This window comes from Nocardioides lianchengensis (assembly GCF_900101465.1).
Taxonomy (GTDB): Bacteria; Actinomycetota; Actinomycetes; order Propionibacteriales; family Nocardioidaceae; genus Nocardioides; species Nocardioides lianchengensis.
The window spans coordinates 219,197-232,711 of sequence record NZ_FMZM01000005.1 but is presented as its reverse complement, the minus strand read 5'-3'; the positions used below and the strand labels follow the sequence as shown (position 1 = coordinate 232,711).

Annotated in this window: 16 protein-coding genes; 9 read left to right on the top strand and 7 right to left on the bottom strand. The window is 73.1% G+C overall.

Going from position 1 to position 13,515, the window contains the following annotated elements; all coding sequences use genetic code 11:
* Window positions 1-325 precede the first annotated feature (325 nt).
* Genes BLT76_RS10920 through BLT76_RS10880 form a run of 9 tightly spaced genes read left to right on the top strand, consistent with a single transcriptional unit; the run spans window position 326 to window position 8,597 of the window.
* A complete protein-coding gene (locus BLT76_RS10920; RefSeq protein ID WP_090855182.1) occupies window positions 326-1,150 on the top strand; it encodes an amidohydrolase family protein in 825 nt (274 codons plus the stop codon).
* A gap of 48 nt (window positions 1,151-1,198) precedes the next feature.
* Window positions 1,199-1,723, top strand: a complete 525-nt coding sequence (locus BLT76_RS10915) for an MSMEG_0572/Sll0783 family nitrogen starvation response protein (RefSeq protein ID WP_090855179.1) — start codon at window positions 1,199-1,201, stop codon at window positions 1,721-1,723.
* A 9-nt stretch (window positions 1,724-1,732) separates the two neighbouring features.
* Window positions 1,733-2,812, top strand: a complete 1,080-nt coding sequence (locus BLT76_RS10910) for an MSMEG_0568 family radical SAM protein (RefSeq protein WP_090855176.1) — start codon at window positions 1,733-1,735, stop codon at window positions 2,810-2,812.
* A complete protein-coding gene (locus BLT76_RS10905) occupies window positions 2,809-4,239 on the top strand; it encodes an MSMEG_0567/sll0787 family protein (RefSeq protein WP_090855174.1) in 1,431 nt (476 codons plus the stop codon). Before BLT76_RS10910 ends, BLT76_RS10905 begins: the two co-directional genes overlap by 4 nt.
* Window positions 4,236-5,108, top strand: a complete 873-nt coding sequence (locus BLT76_RS10900) for a carbon-nitrogen hydrolase family protein (protein WP_090855171.1) — start codon at window positions 4,236-4,238, stop codon at window positions 5,106-5,108. The genes BLT76_RS10905 and BLT76_RS10900 overlap by 4 nt, the downstream gene beginning before the upstream one ends.
* Window positions 5,101-5,403: an MSMEG_0570 family nitrogen starvation response protein gene (locus tag BLT76_RS10895; protein WP_090855168.1), complete on the top strand. Its 303-nt coding sequence runs from the start codon at window positions 5,101-5,103 to the stop codon at window positions 5,401-5,403. The genes BLT76_RS10900 and BLT76_RS10895 overlap by 8 nt, the downstream gene beginning before the upstream one ends.
* Window positions 5,400-6,674 (top strand): MSMEG_0569 family flavin-dependent oxidoreductase, encoded by a 1,275-nt coding sequence (locus BLT76_RS10890; protein ID WP_090855165.1) that lies wholly within the window; start codon window positions 5,400-5,402, stop codon window positions 6,672-6,674. The genes BLT76_RS10895 and BLT76_RS10890 overlap by 4 nt, the downstream gene beginning before the upstream one ends.
* A gap of 10 nt (window positions 6,675-6,684) precedes the next feature.
* The gene (locus tag BLT76_RS10885; protein WP_090855162.1) at window positions 6,685-7,509 is read left to right on the top strand and encodes a carbon-nitrogen hydrolase family protein; all 825 of its coding nucleotides are present in this window, start codon (window positions 6,685-6,687) and stop codon (window positions 7,507-7,509) included.
* Window positions 7,506-8,597: an MSMEG_0565 family glycosyltransferase gene (locus tag BLT76_RS10880; RefSeq protein ID WP_090855159.1), complete on the top strand. Its 1,092-nt coding sequence runs from the start codon at window positions 7,506-7,508 to the stop codon at window positions 8,595-8,597. The genes BLT76_RS10885 and BLT76_RS10880 overlap by 4 nt, the downstream gene beginning before the upstream one ends.
* Here the strand turns inward: BLT76_RS10880 and BLT76_RS10875 are convergent.
* The 7 genes from BLT76_RS10875 to BLT76_RS10845 form a co-directional block, all read right to left on the bottom strand.
* Window positions 8,582-8,989, bottom strand: a complete 408-nt coding sequence (locus BLT76_RS10875) for a VOC family protein (RefSeq protein ID WP_090855156.1) — start codon at window positions 8,987-8,989, stop codon at window positions 8,582-8,584. The genes BLT76_RS10880 and BLT76_RS10875 overlap by 16 nt on opposite strands.
* Window positions 8,990-9,060: 71 nt before the next feature.
* Window positions 9,061-9,459, bottom strand: a complete 399-nt coding sequence (locus BLT76_RS10870) for a carboxymuconolactone decarboxylase family protein (protein ID WP_090855154.1) — start codon at window positions 9,457-9,459, stop codon at window positions 9,061-9,063.
* Between the two features lies 1 nt (window position 9,460).
* Window positions 9,461-10,267, bottom strand: coding sequence for an NAD(P)-dependent oxidoreductase (locus BLT76_RS10865; RefSeq protein WP_090855151.1), 807 nt, complete (start codon window positions 10,265-10,267; stop codon window positions 9,461-9,463).
* Window positions 10,264-10,998 (bottom strand): SDR family oxidoreductase, encoded by a 735-nt coding sequence (locus BLT76_RS10860; protein WP_090855147.1) that lies wholly within the window; start codon window positions 10,996-10,998, stop codon window positions 10,264-10,266. The genes BLT76_RS10865 and BLT76_RS10860 overlap by 4 nt, the downstream gene beginning before the upstream one ends.
* Before the next feature lie 157 nt (window positions 10,999-11,155).
* On the bottom strand, window positions 11,156-12,607 hold the full coding sequence (locus BLT76_RS10855; protein ID WP_090855144.1) for an aldehyde dehydrogenase: 1,452 nt from the start codon (window positions 12,605-12,607) through the stop codon (window positions 11,156-11,158).
* Window positions 12,604-13,224, bottom strand: coding sequence for a nuclear transport factor 2-like protein (locus BLT76_RS10850; protein ID WP_090855139.1), 621 nt, complete (start codon window positions 13,222-13,224; stop codon window positions 12,604-12,606). Before BLT76_RS10850 ends, BLT76_RS10855 begins: the two co-directional genes overlap by 4 nt.
* A 1-nt stretch (window position 13,225) precedes the next feature.
* Window positions 13,226-13,423 carry a ferredoxin gene (locus BLT76_RS10845; RefSeq protein ID WP_090855136.1) on the bottom strand — a complete coding sequence of 66 codons (198 nt, stop codon included), beginning with the start codon at window positions 13,421-13,423 and terminating at the stop codon, window positions 13,226-13,228.
* Between the last annotated feature and the right edge of the window lie 92 nt (window positions 13,424-13,515).

Below are 13,515 nucleotides of genomic sequence, written 5' to 3'. Positions count from 1 at the left end.
CCGGTGACCGTCCGACGCAGCCGTCGACCGCGCCGGTGGCTGAGCAGGTCGCGCGGCGACCATGACGGTCCCCCCGCGCCCGGGAGATGGCCTCGACCCGGGCCGACTCCCGGCCCACCGGGTTTCGAGGCTCGTCGCTAGCGCTCCTCACACCTCAACCAGCGCACAGCCCCACCCACGCCGGTTTCGAGGCTCGTCGCTGGCGCTCCTCACACCTCAACCAGCGGAGGGGGCGCCATCGGGTAACAGGATCCTTACGCGCTGGGTCGCACATCGCATTCCTGCCGTAACCAGTCGGAAACAGCACCGGCGGAGCGTTGCCGCCATGCCCGTCTCCCCCCACGACGCCCACCGCCACATCGGCGTGCTGCCGGCGTACGCCTTCTACGGCGGGCCGCCGGTGAGTCCGGACACCACCGCGACCGCGACGGTGCAGGAGTTCCTGGCGACGCTGGACGCCGAGGGCGTGGAGCGGACGCTGGTGCTGCCGAACTACGGCGTGCCGGACCCGGACCTGGCCTTCGGGTTCAACAACCTGGCCGTCGAGGCCGCGCAGGCCGACGACCGGGTGCGGTGCGGGCTGTGGGTGAGCCCGAAGGCGTCCGACGAGGCCCGCAACGACGGGGCGCTGGCGCTGGCCGGCGAGGACGGGGTCCGGGCCCTGAAGACCAGCTTCCTGCTGGGCGGCAGCCCGTCCGACCCCGACTGCGCCGAGCAGCTGGACCGGATCTTCACCACCGCCGCCGAGCGGGACCTGGTCGTGCACGTGCACACCTCCCCCGGCGCGGCGTCCGACCTGGACCAGGTCGGCCAGCTCGTCGAGAGGTACGGCGACGCCACCAAGATCCACCTGGTCCACCTGGGCGGCGGCATGAGCGGCCACCTGAAGCTGATCGGCCACCGGCTCTTCGACTGGATCGAGTCCGGCAAGCGCGTCTACACCGACACCAGCTGGGCGATCGGCTTCGCGCCGACCTGGCTGGTCGCCGAGATCGAGCGCCGCGGGATCGGCCACGACCGCGTGCTCTTCGCCACCGACACCCCGTGGGGCGACTTCGAGGGCGAGCACGCCCGGCTCCGCGCCGCCGCCGGCGACGGCGACCTGGCCGCCGCCTTCTTCCACCAGAACTTCGAGGCCCTCTACGGCTGAGAGACGCACCACCCGAGAGCGACACCCACCACCACACCAGGAGATGCGATGCCCGCGTTCGACGACGAGATCCTCGCCAACATGCAGAAGTCGGTCAGCGAGATCCCCCACCCCTCGCAGGCCAAGGGGACCAACCTCTACGGCTCCACCAAGCTCTTCCCGGACTACCAGGCCAGCGAGGGCCAGGCGTGGCTGACCCTGGTCCACGGCATCCCGCACGAGTCCTCGGTCAGCTTCGTCGCGGTGCTGCAGACCACCCGTGCGCTGCGCAAGGGCTTCGACGCGACGCTCTACTTCTACGGGCCCGGCGCGCTGGCGTGCGCCGACACCCGCGGCTTCCCGACCACGGGCGACGTGGCCTTCCCGGGCAACCAGAACATGAACGACGCCATCAAGACCTTCATCAAGGAGGGCGGCACGGTGTTGTGCTGCCGCTTCGGGATGGCCCTGCACGGGCAGCGCGAGGAGGACCTGATCGAGGGCGTGATCCCCTGCCACCCGCTGGACGTGCAGGACGCGGTCATCCACTTCGCCAACAAGGGCGCCATCATCAACTCCGTCTACAACCTCTGAGGCCCTGAGATGGCCGCGCCGAACGACAGCACCCGCGTCGATGTCGCCATCCAGGGCATCCGGCTGCTCGACGCCCCCGTCTCGCGCCGCTCCGGCGCGGGTCCCAGCGACGACGGGCACGTCCTCCTGGACGGCGTCGGCGCGGCCATCCCCCTCAACCCGCGCTCGCCGTACTCGGTGCGCGGCGGCAAGCTCCTCCTCGACGGCGCCGACACCGGCATGGGGGTGGAGAGCGTGGCCCGCCCGCGCTTCTACGACCTCTCCACCGCCGACGGCGTCTCCTACGAGAAGATCGCCCGCCTGCACTCGTCGCACGTGCTCGCCACCACCGTCGTCCAGACCTGCGTCCGCTACGACGACGCCGAGCGCTGCCGCTTCTGCGCGATCGAGGAGTCGCTCAACCAGGGCTCGACGGTCGCGGTGAAGACCCCGGCCCAGATCGCCGAGGTGGCCCAGGCGGCGTACGACCTCGACGGCATCACCCAGATGGTGATGACCACCGGCACCTCCAACGGCCGCGACCGCGGGGCCACCCATCTGGCCCGCTGCGTCCGCGCGGTGCGCGAGGTGCTGCCCGACCTGCCGATCCAGGTGCAGTGCGAGCCGCCCGGCGACCTGGCCACCATCCAGGAGCTGTACGACGCCGGCGCCCGCTCGATCGGCATCCACGTCGAGTCGCTCGACGAGGACGCCCGGCGGCGCTGGATGCCGGGGAAGGGCTCGGTGCCGCTGAGCGAGTACCGCGCCGCCTGGGCCGAGGCGGTCCGCGTCTTCGGCTGGAACCAGGTGTCGACGTACCTCCTGGTCGGCCTGGGCGAGGACCCGGACGAGCTGGTCGCCGGCGCGACCGAGCTGATCGCGATGGGCGTCTACCCGTTCGTGGTCCCGTTCCGGCCGCTGGCCGGCACCCTGGCCACCGACGTCGACGGGGCCGAGGCGCCGGCGCGCGAGGTCCTGTACGACGTGACCAGTCGCGTGGCCGCCGCCCTCCGCGCGGCCGGCATGGTGGGCGCCGGTCAGGCCGCGGGCTGTGCCGCGTGCGGGGCCTGCTCGGCCCTCGGCGCCTGCAGCGAGCAGGACGCGTCATGACCGAGCTGCTCGACGACGTGGTCCTGCTCGGCGCCCGCCGGCCGGCGCCCGGCCTGGACCCCTGCGTGGTGGTCCGGGCCGAGGGCGCCGAGCTGGACGCCTACCGGGCCCTGCGCCGTGACGTCTTCGTCCGCGAGCAGGGGCTCTTCGCCGGCACCGACGCCGACGACGTGGACGACGACCCGCGCACGATCGTGCTGGTCGCCCGGGCGACCGACGGCGAGGTGCTCGGCGGGGTCCGGCTGCACCCGGCGCTCCCGGGTCGCGACATCGGCTGGTGGCGCGGCTCGCGGCTGGTGGTCGCGCCCGACGCGCGGGGTCTCGAGGCTCGCTCCGCTCGCACCTCGACCACCGTCGGGGGCGTCGGGGCCGCGCTGGTCCGGGCCGCCTGCGCGACGGCCGAGGCCGCAGGCGCCCTCCGCTTCGACGCCACCGTGCAGGCCCAGAACGAGCGGCTGTTCCGGCGCCTCGGCTGGGTGCCGCGCGAGCGGGTGCACCTGCACGGCCACCCGCACGTCGTGGTCGACTGGCCGGTCGCCCGCGTGCAGCGGCTGGCCGACAGCACCAAGGCCGCCCTCGGCGACCTGGTCGGCACGCTGGTCGACAGCGGTGCCGGGTTCCTCGGCGACGACGGCGCCCCGGTCCCCGGCAGCGACCTGGTCGCCGCCTGCGACGCGATCCTGCCGGCCATGGTCGAGCGGGACCCGGAGTGGGCGGGCTGGTGCGCCGCACTGGTCAACCTCAACGACCTCTCCGCGATGGGCGCCGCCCCGGTCGGGATGCTCGACGCGATCGGCGCGCGCGACGCGTCGTTCGCCCGCCGGATCGTCCGCGGCCTCGGCGAGGCCTCGCGGGCCTGGGGCGTCCCGGTGCTGGGCGGGCACACCCAGCTGGGGGTACCGGCCGCCCTGTCGGTCACCGCCCTGGGTCGCACGTCCGCCCCTGTCCCGGGAGGGGGTGGGCGCGTCGGCCAGGCCGTGCGGCTCACCGCCGACCTCGGTGGCTCCTGGCGCCCGGGCTACACCGGCGCCCAGTGGGACTCGTCCTCGCACCGCACCTCGGCCGAGCTGCGCTCGCTCGCCGGCGTCGTCCCGGGCCTGGCTCCGGCCGCCGCCAAGGACGTCTCCATGAGTGGCCTGGTCGGCACCACCGGGATGCTGGCCGAGGCCAGCGGCTGCCGCGCGGTCCTTGACGTCGCCGACGTGCCCGCGCCCGACGCGGCGTCGTACGGCGACTGGCTCACCTGCTTCCCCGGCTTCGCGATGGTCACCACGGAGCGGGCGCCGGCCGAGGCCGACCTGCCCGGCTTCCTCACCTCGCAGGTCTGCGGGGAGCTCACCCACGGCACCGGGGTCGGCCTGCGCTGGCCGGACGGCGTCGTCACCGAGGCGATCACCTCGCCCGTCACCGGATTGGGAGCAGCATGACCACCACGTCCGTCGCCGCCGTGGGCGGCAACTTCGGCCGGGGCGTCGAGGAGAACCTCGCCCGGATCGGCACCCTGATCGACGACGCCCGCGCCCGGGGCGCAGCCCTGCTCGCCCTCCCCGAGGCCTGTCTCGGCGGCTACCTGTCGGTGCTGGGCAGCGGTCGCGACGGGAGCCACGACGAGAAGCCGGCCGACCTGCCCCCGGTCATGGACCTGGGCGGCCCGGAGCTGCGGCGGATCGCCGAGCTGGCGCGGGAGATGACGGTCGTCGTCGGCTTCTGCGAGGGCGACGGGCACGAGCGCTACAACAGCGCAGCGGCGGTCACCGGCGACGGCGTGCTCGGCGTCTACCGCAAGGTGCACCAGCCGTTGGGCGAGAGCCTCTACTACTCGCCGGGCCAGGAGTTCCGGGCCTTCGACAGCCCGATCGGCCGGATGGGCCTGCTGATCTGCTACGACAAGGCCTTCCCCGAGGCGGCCCGCGCGCTCGCCCTCGACGACGCCCGTGTCGTGGCCTGCATCTCCGCGTGGCCCGCCTCCCGGACCGCGAGCGCGACGTCGTTGGCCGACGACCGGTGGACCCACCGGTTCAACATCTTCGACCAGGCCCGCGCGCTGGAGAACCAGCTCGTCTGGGTGGCCGCGAACCAGACCGGCACGTTCGGGTCGCTGCGCTTCGTCGGCAACGCCAAGGTGGTCGGCCCCGGCGGCGACGTCGTGGCGACGACCGGCGTCGACGAGGGCATGGCCGTCGCCTCCTTCGACCTCGAGGAATCGCTCGACACAGCCCGCCGGGCGATGTTCCACCTGCGCGACCGGCGTCCCGACCTCTACACCGCGACCGAGCGGGAGAACGTCCATGCCTGAGATGACCTTCTCCGTGCGCTGGCCCGACGGCCGGGTCGAGGACTGCTACTCGCCCTCGCTGGTGGTGCACGACTTCCTGGCCGCGGGCGCGTCGTACTCCGTCGCCGACTTCGCGCACCGCTCCGAGACCGCGCTGGCGATCGCCAGCGCCCGGGTCAAGGAGAAGTTCGGCTTCGCCTGCACCTCCGCCGCGGCCACCACCGAGCAGGTACGCCGCTCGGCGGCGTCGTACGACCCTGAGGCGCTCGTCGAGGTCCTCTCCCTCCACCCGCCCCTCCCGAAGGACCCGTCATGAGTCTCCACAAGCTCGACCACCGGCGGACGACGGTCGCGATCGTCGGCGGCGGCCAAGCCGGCCTGTCGACCAGCTGGTTCCTCACCCGCGACGGCGTCGACCACGTCGTCCTCGAGGCCAAGACCCTCGGCCACGAGTGGCGGGACCGGCGCTGGGACAACTTCACCCTGGTCACGCCCAACTGGCACTGCCGGCTGCCCGGCTACGCGTACGACGGGCCGGAGCCCGACGGCTTCATGGGCCGCGACGAGATCGTCGCGTGGTTGTCCGGCTACGCGCCGACCTTCGACCCGCCGGTCGTCGAGCACACGGCCGTGACCCGGCTGACCGAGCGGGAGGGCGGTGGCTTCGTGCTGACCACCTCCGGCCCCGACGGCGAGGAGACGTGGGAGGCCGAGCACGTGGTGCTGGCGACCGGCGGCTACCACCTGCCGATCGTGCCGTCGTGGGCCAGCGCGCTGGATCCGTCGATCACCCAGCTGCAGTCGGCCGACTACCGCAACGACGACCAGCTGCCCGAGGGCGCCGTGCTGGTGGTGGGGTCCGGCCAGTCCGGCGCCCAGATCGCCGAGGACCTGCACCTCGCGGGCCGCCAGGTGCATCTCGCGCTCGGCGACGCTCCGCGAGTGGCCCGCTTCCACCGCGGCCGCGACTGCATGACCTGGTTGGCGGACATGGGGCTCTACGACACCCCGGTCGCGCAGTACCCCGGTGGCGTGGCCGCTCGCGAGAAGACCAACCACTACGTCACCGGCCGCGACGGCGGGCGCGACATCGACCTGCGGCAGTTCGCGCTGGAGGGGATGCGGCTCTACGGCCTGCTCGACGGCGGGCGCGACGGCGCGCTGTCGTTCCGGCCGACGCTCACCGCGGCGCTCGACGGCGCGGACGCGGTCTACAACTCGATCTGCCGCGACATCGACCGGCACATCGAGGCGCAGGGGATCGACGCGCCCGCGGGCGCGCCGTACGAGCCGGTCTGGGTGCCGGAGTCGGAGCCCACCTCGCTCGACCTCGCCGCGGAAGGCGTCACCTCGGTGGTGTGGGCGATCGGCTACCGCCCCGACTACCGCTGGGTGCAGGTCGGGGTCTTCGACGGCACCGGTCGACCGACCCATACCCGGGGCGTGACGTCCGTGCCCGGCCTGTACTTCCTCGGGCTCCCCTGGCTGCACACCTGGGGTTCGGGGCGCTTCCACGGCATCGCCCGGGACGCCGAGCACGTCGCGACCGCCATCACCGGCGCCTTCGACCGGGTGGCAGCCGGGTGAGGCGGTGCTCATGAGGTTGGGCGCGGTCGCCGCCCACTTCGGTCGCGACCTGGAACGGGCCCTGGCGAAGGTGGAGGGCATCATCGGCGACGCCCGGACCGCGGGCGTCGACCTGCTGGTGCTGCCCGATGCCACGCTGGGCGGCTACCTGTCCGACCTGCGGCACCCCGACCCGTACGCCCTGCCGCCGGCGCTGAGCGAGGACTCGTTCGAGGTGGGCCGGATCGTCGCGATGGCCGGCCCGATGGTGGTCTGCTTCGGGTACGCCGAGGAGGCCGGCCCGCTGCTCTACAACTCGGCCCTGTGCGTGTCCGGCGACGGTGTCCTGGGCCGCCACCGCAAGGTGCACCAGCCCGCCGGCGAGTCCCTCGTGTACGCCGCCGGCGACGCGTTCACCGCGTTCGACACCCCGGTCGGTCGGCTCGGCATGCTCATCGACTACGACAAGACCTTCCCCGAGGCGGCCCGGTCGCTGGCCCTGGACGGCGCGACGGTGCTGGCCTGCCTCTCGGCCTGGCCGGCGTCGGTGACCGACCGCGCGTCCCGGCTCCCGCAGGACCGCCAGTCGCGGCTGTTCGACCTCTACGACGCCGCCCGTGCCGCCGAGAACCAGGTCGTCTGGGTCTCCTCCAACCAGACCGGGGTGATGGGCGGGCTGCGGTTCCTCGGCCAGGCCAAGGTGGTCGGGCCGGGCGGCGACATCCTGGCCCGCACGTCGTCCAAGGGCGGGCTGGCCGTCGCGGAGATCGACGTCGTCGCGGAGGTCGCCCGGTCGCGGCGGGTCCTGCACCACCTGGACGAGCTGACGCCGTCGGCGTACAGGACGTCCTCGTGAGGGTCGCCCTGCTCACCTACTCGACCCGCCCCCGCGGCGGCGTCGTGCACACGCTGGCGCTGGCCGAGGCACTGGCCGACCTCGGGGTCGACGTGCACGTGTGGACCCTGGGTCGGGGCGGCGACACCACGTTCTTCCGGCCGGTCTCCCCCGCCGTGACCGTGCACGCGGTGCCGTTCGAGGCACCGGACGCGGACGTTGGTGCCCGGATCGTGCGGTCGATCGCCGTGCTGCGCGACGCGTTCGAGCCACACCGGCCGTCGTACGACGTGGTGCACGCGCAGGACTGCATCAGCGCCAACGCCGCGCTGCCCCGGACTCCCGACGAGCACTGCCTGCGCACCGTCCACCACCTCGACACGTTCACCACCCCCGAGCTCGCGGCCTGCCACGAGCGCGCGGTCGTCTCACCGTCGACGCTGGTGTGCGTGTCGGCCGCGGTCGCCGCCGAGGTCACGACCGGGTGGGGGCTGACGCCCACGGTGATCCCGAACGGCGTCGACGCCGAGCGCTTCGCCGCGGGCGCGCTCGACGACGCCGGTCGCTCCCGGTGGGCCGCCTCGCTGGGTCGGTACGTCCTCGCCCTCGGCGGCATCGAGCCCCGCAAGGGCAGCCTCGACCTGCTGGAGGCGTTCGCGCGGCTGCGCGACTCGCACCCCGACCTGGCCCTGGTGATCGGCGGTGGCGAGACCCTCTTCGACTACCGCGACTACCGGGCGGCGTACGACGCCCGCGCGGCGACACTGGGGATCACCCCGGTCGTGCTCGGCACCCTCACCGAGGACGAGCTGCCGTCCCTGGTCGCCCAGGCCTCGGCCCTCGCGATGGTCTCGACCAAGGAAGGCTTCGGGCTGGCCGCGATGGAGGCCCTGGCCGCCGGCGTCCCGGTCGTCGCCCGCGACCTGCCGGTGCTGCGCGAGGTGCTCGGCAGCTGTGTCGCGTTCGGCTCCGACCCGGCCTCGCTCGCGGACGCCCTCGGCACCGTGCTCGCGTCTCCCCCGGACCCGTCCGCCGGCCGCGCGCTGGCGGCGTCGTACACCTGGGAGCGCGCGGCGCGGGCGCACCTGGCGCTCTACGCGGGGCTCTGAGCCGGGCCGAGCAGGTCCCAGGTGTTGCCGGCGACGTCGCGGAACGCCACGACGGTGCCGTACTCCTCGTAGCGAGGCTCCTCCAGGAACTCGACGTCGTGCGCCCGCATCCGGTCGTACGACGCCGCGAAGTCGTCGACCTGGAGGAAGAAGCCGACCCGACCGCCGGTCTGCCGCCCGACCGCGGCGGCCTGGTCGGGACCGTCGGCACGGGCCAGCAGCAGCCCGCCCCCACCGCCCGGCGGCCGGACGACGACCCAGCGCTTGGGGCTGCCGTCGGACGCCGTCCCGCGCGGGGTGTCCTCGGCGAGCTCGAAGCCGAGCGCGTCGACGAAGAAGGCGATGGCGGGATCGTAGTCGGCGACCACCAGGGTCGTGAGGTCCAGACGCACCGGTCGACCCTACCCTCGTGAGTGGTACGGAGAGGGGGCCAAGTGGACCCCTCTCGCTACCACTCACGGGCCTACTCGTGCTCGGTCGCCCGAGCGCGCTTCTTCGCGGCCTTGGCGATGGTGTCCTCGACGATCGCGTTGATCCGCGAGCCCATCGGCCAGCCCGCGTAGTGGCACATCAGGATGGTGATCTCGCGCAGCGCCTCGTCGTCCAGCTCGCCGGCGGCGTGCGCGGCGGGGATCTGGATGGTCAGCACGTCCTGGCCGCCGGAGCCGGCGAGCAGCCCGATCAGCAGCAGCCGGCGGTCCCGGTTGGACAGGCCGGGTCGGTTCCAGATGTCGGCGAAGAGGTGGTCGGCGGTGTAGCCGAAGAAGTCGCCGGCGCCGTCGGTCATCTCGAACCCGTAGACCTCCTCCATCTTCTCCAGCCCGCGGCGGCGGGTCTCGGGGAGGTCGTCGAACTTGCCCATGTCAGAGCCCCAATCCGGTGGCGAGGTCGGCGCGCGCGCGGCGCGCCAGCGGTACGTCGACGCCGAGCTGGTCGGCCAGCTCGATCGCGAAGCCCAGGTCCTTGTCGCCCAGCGCGACCACGTGCGTCATCACGCCGTGCCAGAAGTCGGCCGGGTCGATCGGCGCGGTGGTCTCGCGCAGCATGATCGCGCCGGGTCCACCGGTGAGCGCGTCGGTGTGCCGGACCACGTCGCCCAGGTCCTTCAGCGACAGCCCGGCCGCCTCGGCCAGCCGCATTGCCTCCGTGGCCGCGGTGAAGGACACGAAGTGCATCATGTTGCGCGCCAGCTTCATCCGGGTGCCCGACCCGATCGGCCCCGCGTGCACGACCTTGGCGCCCAGGACGTCGAGCGCCGGGCGGGCCGCGGCGAACGCGTCGTCGGTGCCGCCGACCATGATCGCCAACGTCCCCTCGGCCGCCCCGGTGGGCCCACCGCTGACCGGAGCGTCGACCACGGTGAGCCCGGACGCCGCCAGCTCCGCGGGGGTGTCGGGCGCGACCGTCGAGTGGATCACCAGCACGGTGCCGGGACCCGCCTCGCGGGCGACCTCGCGCACCTGGTCGTCGTCGCGCACCATCACGCACAGGACGTCGACCGACGCCGCCAGCTCGGCCACCGACCCGACCGCCTGGGCCCCGGCCGCCTCGAGCTCGGCCACCGGCTCCGGCGCGACGTCGTACACGAGGAGGTCGAGGTCGGAGCGCGCCAGGGTCAGGGCCATCGGCTTGCCGATCATGCCCAGCCCGACGAAACCGACGGCCGTCATCCGCGGAACGTCTGTCCGCCGTCGACCGCGATGATCTGGCCGGTCACCCACGAAGACTCGCCGGAGAGCAGGAACAGGCAGGCGCCGACCATGTCCTCGGGCTGGCCCATCCGCTTGATGGCGAGATTCTTGACCAGCTCCTTCGACGCGTCGCCGGCCTGGTTGCGGGTGGCGGCGGTGTCGGTCGGACCGGGGGCGATCGCGTTGACCCGGATCCCCATGCCGCCGAGCTCGTGGGCCAGCTGCTGGGTCAGCCCGTTCACGCCGACCTTGGCCAGGCCGTAGAAGCCGGAGTAGAGATAGGCCGCCGTCGACGACTGGTTGACGATCGACCCGCCCCCGCGCTGCTGCATCGACTTCCACACCGCCCGGGTCATCACCAGGGCCCCGTCCATGTTGACGCTCATGAACTTCCGGTAGTAGTCCCAGTCGACGCTGATCAGCAGGTCGAACTGCATCTCGCCGTAGATCGCGGCGTTGTTGACGAGCCCGTCGATCCCGCCGTACGCCGCCGTCACCTGCTCGACCAGGGCCTCGGCCGACTCCGCCGACGACACGTCGGTGCGCACGAAGAGCCCGCCGATGTCGGCCGCGACCTTCTCCCCCGCCTCGACGTTGAGGTCGGCCACCACGACCGACGCCCCCTCGGCCGCCAGCGCCCGTGCGTAGGCCTCGCCGATCCCCTGCGCCGCGCCCGTGACGACGACGACCTTGCTCTCGAACCTGCTCATCTGCTCTCTCCTGTCGGCCTGCGGGGGTCTCGATACACCGCTCGTTCCTCGCGGCTCGAGGCACGAGCGCTTCGTAGGTCGAGGATCCGGCGCGAGGCACGAGCGCTTCGTAGGTCGAGTAGCCGGCGCGAGGCACGAGCGACGGCGTATCGAGACCTCATGCCGGCTCCGCGATCGTCTTGGTCTCCAGGTACTCCTCGAACCCGGCGACCCCCATCTCCCGGCCCAGGCCGGACTGCTTGTAGCCGCCGAACGGCGCGTCGGGGCTGAACCACACGCCGCCGTTCACCGCCAGCGTGCCGGTGCGGATCCGCGCCGCGACCGCCTTGGCGCGCTCCAGCGAGCCGGAGTCGACCGACCCGGACAGCCCGTACGCCGAGTCGTTGGCGATCCGGACCGCGTCGTCGTCGCCGTCGTGCGGGATGACCACCAGCACCGGCCCGAAGATCTCCTCCTGGGCCAGTCGGGAGGAGTTGTCGAGGCCGGCGACCACGGTCGGCTGGACCCAGAACCCGTCCTGCTCGATGACCGCCCCGCCGGTGGCGAAGGTGCCGCCCTCCTCGACCGCGACCCGCAGGTAGTCGGCGACCCGGTCCCGCTGGACCTCGGAGATGACCGGTCCGCAGATCGCGCCCGGGTCGGCCGGGTCCTTGGCGCCGATCGACTCCATCGTCGTGGCGGCGACCTGCACGGCCTCGTCGTAGCGGTCCCGGGGTACGACGAGCCGCGTGGTGATCGCGCAGCCCTGGCCGGCGTGGATGCAGGCGGTGAACGCCGTCGCGCCCGCCACCGCGGCCACGTCGGCGTCGTCGAGGGCGATGGCCGCCGACTTGCCGCCGAGCTCCAGGAAGACCCGCTTCAGCGTGGGGGCGGCCGCCGCCATGATCGCCCGGCCGGTGTCGGTCGACCCGGTGAACGAGACCATGTCGACCCGCGGATCGGTGGTCAGCTGCGCCGCGACCTCGTTGGACCGCGGCGTCACGACGTTGAACACCCCGGGCGGGATGTCGGTGTGCTCGGCGACCAGCCGGCCGAGCTCGGCGGCCACCCAGGGGGTGTCCGGCGCGGGCTTGAGCACGACCGTGCAGCCGGCGGCCAGCGCCGGGCCGGCCTTGGCCAGGTTGATCTGGGTCGGCACGTTCCACGGCGTGATGGCCGCGACCACGCCGACCGGCTCCCGTCGTACCGTCCGGCGCGACGCGATGCCCATCGGCGACGCGACGCCGAGGTCGGTCTCGAAGGCGTAGGACTCGACCAGGTCGGTGACCCACTTCAGCCCCTCCACCGGTACGTCGAACCCGGCCGCGCCCATCATGAAGCCGGGCATCCCGACCTCGGCCGTGGTCAGGGCGCGGAAGTCGTCGGCCACGTCGAGCAGCGCCGCGTGCAGCTGGCGCAGGCAGCGCACCCGCAGCTCGGTGTTCGTCGACCAGTCGGTCTCGTCGAAGGCCCGTCGGGCCGCGGCGATCGCGGCGTCGACGTCGGTCGCCGTCGCGTCCGGCGCCTGCCCGATCTCGGCGCCGGTGGCCGGGTTGAGGATCGGGTACGACGCCCCGTCGCTCGCGCCGGTCAGCTTGCCGTCGATCAGCAGCTGCGCGGGCGCGGTCACCCGGTCACCTCGCGCGTCTGCTGCTGGGTCACGTACTGGCCGGCCTCGACCGGCGGCGGCCACACCGTCGAGGGCAGGTCGGCCGGCCGGTAGTGGCCGGGCACCTCGAGCCCGAAGACCTTCAGCCGCGCGTGCAGCGTGTCGGGCGCCTTCCCGGACTTCAGGACCGCGCCCATGGTGTGCGCCATCGCGCCGAAGTCGAACCAGTCGCGCTGCCAGGAGAACTTCACGTCCCCGTCCGGCTGCCGCTCGACACCGAACCAGCTGCCACCGAGCCCCGGCACCTCGAACTCGGTGCCGGTCGCGTCGTCGGTGATCCCGGACCGCTGCTTCCAGAAGCCCACGATCATCGCGTTCTTCTCGTCGACCACGGTCGCCTGGTAGTCGTAGTGCCAGCCGTCGAAGCCGTCCATCTCGATGCCGATGGCCCAGTCCCGGATCTGCTCGCGCCCCACGGCCATGAAGTGCTCGTCGGGCGTGAGCATCCAGCCGTACGTCGCGTCCTCGGCGTACCAGTCGGCCATCACCCGCCAGTCGCCCGACTCCTCGGCCCTCCGGTTGATGTCGAGCCAGGTCTCCCAGAACTCGTCGATCTCTGCTCTGGTCAGAGCCGTCATGTCAGTCCTCCTCGATGGCCAGCGCCATGGCTGGGCAGTACGTGACCGCGGCCGCCACCTGGGACCGCAGGGAATCGTCGGGGTGCTCCTGGAGCACCGTCACCAGGTCGACGTCGTCGTCGAACCCGAAGACCTCGGGGGCCTCGCCCTGGCACATCTGGTGCCCCTGGCACAGCCCCAGGTCGGCCACCACCCTCATGGCTCCCACCCCGGGGGAACGCTGGTTGAGGTGCGAAGCCGCGCTAGCGGGTGAGCCTCGAAACCCGGTGAGCCGTCCGTCGGCCTCAACCG